Source organism: Mesorhizobium sp. B1-1-5, assembly GCF_006443065.1.
Classification (GTDB): Bacteria; Pseudomonadota; Alphaproteobacteria; order Rhizobiales; family Rhizobiaceae; genus Mesorhizobium.
The window spans coordinates 1-1603 of the sequence record NZ_VFWS01000329.1 but is presented as its reverse complement, the minus strand read 5'-3'; the positions used below and the strand labels follow the sequence as shown (position 1 = coordinate 1603).

Genomic DNA, 1603 nt, shown 5'->3' with positions numbered 1-1603 from the left:
CTAGGGCCCTCACAGAGCGTCGATGATGCTGCCGACCATGCCGGCACCATCGGGTATGAAATCCTGTCCAGCCTCGGAACGCGTTTTCACCGGCGCTATCTGGGCGGTTGAGCGGTTTGGCCGCGCTTGACAAGCGGGCGCCATTCGGCAAGCTTTGGCACATGAGCAAGCTCGCTTATATCAAAACCTTCTTCAGGGTCTGCCCGATCGCGGGATCGTAGCCCCGGCGCGGCCGCCTTCCGGCGTCCGTCCGTACCGGGGCATCCATCCATCCACAATCGCCATCAAGCCGAACAGCCCTTCGCGGCTGCCGGCCTTTCATCACGCCGCCGCCAGCGCGCCGGCAGGCGCGCATCCGCTCGATGCGCCGGTCCATGAGGTTTGCCATGCAACACGCGAAAGAACTGCGTCCAAACAGCCATCTTCTGATCAGCGACGCCGACCATGACAGGCTAACGGGGCTGGCGAGGGCTTTGCTCGATCGCGCGCCCGAGACGGCCGAGGAGCTGCTTTCGGAAATGGACAGGGCCGTCGTCACGAACGCGGCGGCGATGCCGGCCGGTGTGGTGCGAATGGGTTCGACGGTGATCGTGCGCGGCGAAAGCGGCGACGCCCAGCGCATCATGCTGGTCTACCCGGGTGAGGCCGACATAGCCGAGAACCTCATCTCGGTGCTGACGCCGATGGGAACCGCGCTCATTGGCGCGAGTGTTGGGCAGGCGGTTTGCTGGAACGGTCGTGGCGGTCGGGAACTGTCAGTGACCGTCGAGGCCGTCGATGCGCCGGCTTCCGGCCCGCGACGAGCTTGATGGCGAGGCGGTGATGACGAGCACGAATTGTTGCCTGACGACGAAGGACTTCGCCGTTCTCGAAGTCATGCTGGAGCGCCGACGGGCGTTCGCGGATCCGATCGTGCGCATGCTCGAACACAAGCTTTCAGGCGCCGATGTCGTGCCGATCGATTCGGTCGGCCCCGACATCGTTACGCTGAACAGCAGGGTGGTGTTCGGCGTCGATGCCGGTCCCGCCGAGACGCGAACCCTGGTGCAGCACGAGGTGCGCGGGCCGGTCGGCTCGAGCCTGTCGGTCGCAACGAGGCGCGGGCTCTGCATGCTTGGCATGGCGCAAGGCCAGACGGCAACGGTCGAACACGCCGACGGCAGGCGGGAGTCGATCCTGATCAAGGCCGTGCTTTACCAGCCGGAAGCTGCCCGGCGCACGGTCAGGCAGAAAGACCAGGCTGACGCGCGGCGACCGCACGGGCCCAGGCTCGTCTACAGTGCCGCAGCCGATTGGCGGCCTCTTGGCGAGACGGCCGGAATGCGGCAGACAGAAGAAGACGACCCCGGTCCCTCGGCGGCGTGAATGGGCAACGGCGCGTGGTCTCGAAGATCGACATCGATTTTCGCTCGGGATCATGCGCAAATCGAAAATACGGCCGCGTCCACGGGCGTCCTGAGGACGCTCGGCGCGGCAAGGAGTGAATGAATGAAAATCATGGTGCTGGGCAGTGGCGTGATCGGGGTGACCACGGCCTATTATCTCGCCGAGGCTGGCCACGAGGTGACCGTCATCGACCGCCAGAAAGGCCCGGCACTCGAAA

General features: G+C 65.3%; 4 protein-coding genes. All 4 read left to right on the top strand.

From position 1 onward, the window contains the following. On the top strand, window positions 1–111 hold a 111-nt coding region (locus FJ980_RS31005; protein WP_210243778.1), incomplete at its 5' end, for an alanine racemase C-terminal domain-containing protein. A 275-nt stretch (window positions 112–386) separates the two neighbouring features. Beyond that, a complete protein-coding gene (gene rnk / locus FJ980_RS31000; RefSeq protein ID WP_140547359.1) occupies window positions 387–809 on the top strand; it encodes a nucleoside diphosphate kinase regulator in 423 nt (140 codons plus the stop codon). Further along, on the top strand, window positions 778–1365 hold the full coding sequence (locus FJ980_RS30995; protein WP_246676643.1) for a nucleoside-diphosphate kinase: 588 nt from the start codon (window positions 778–780) through the stop codon (window positions 1363–1365). Before rnk ends, FJ980_RS30995 begins: the two co-directional genes overlap by 32 nt. A gap of 123 nt (window positions 1366–1488) precedes the next feature. Then, on the top strand, window positions 1489–1603 hold a 115-nt coding region (locus FJ980_RS30990; protein ID WP_140547358.1), incomplete at its 3' end, for an FAD-dependent oxidoreductase.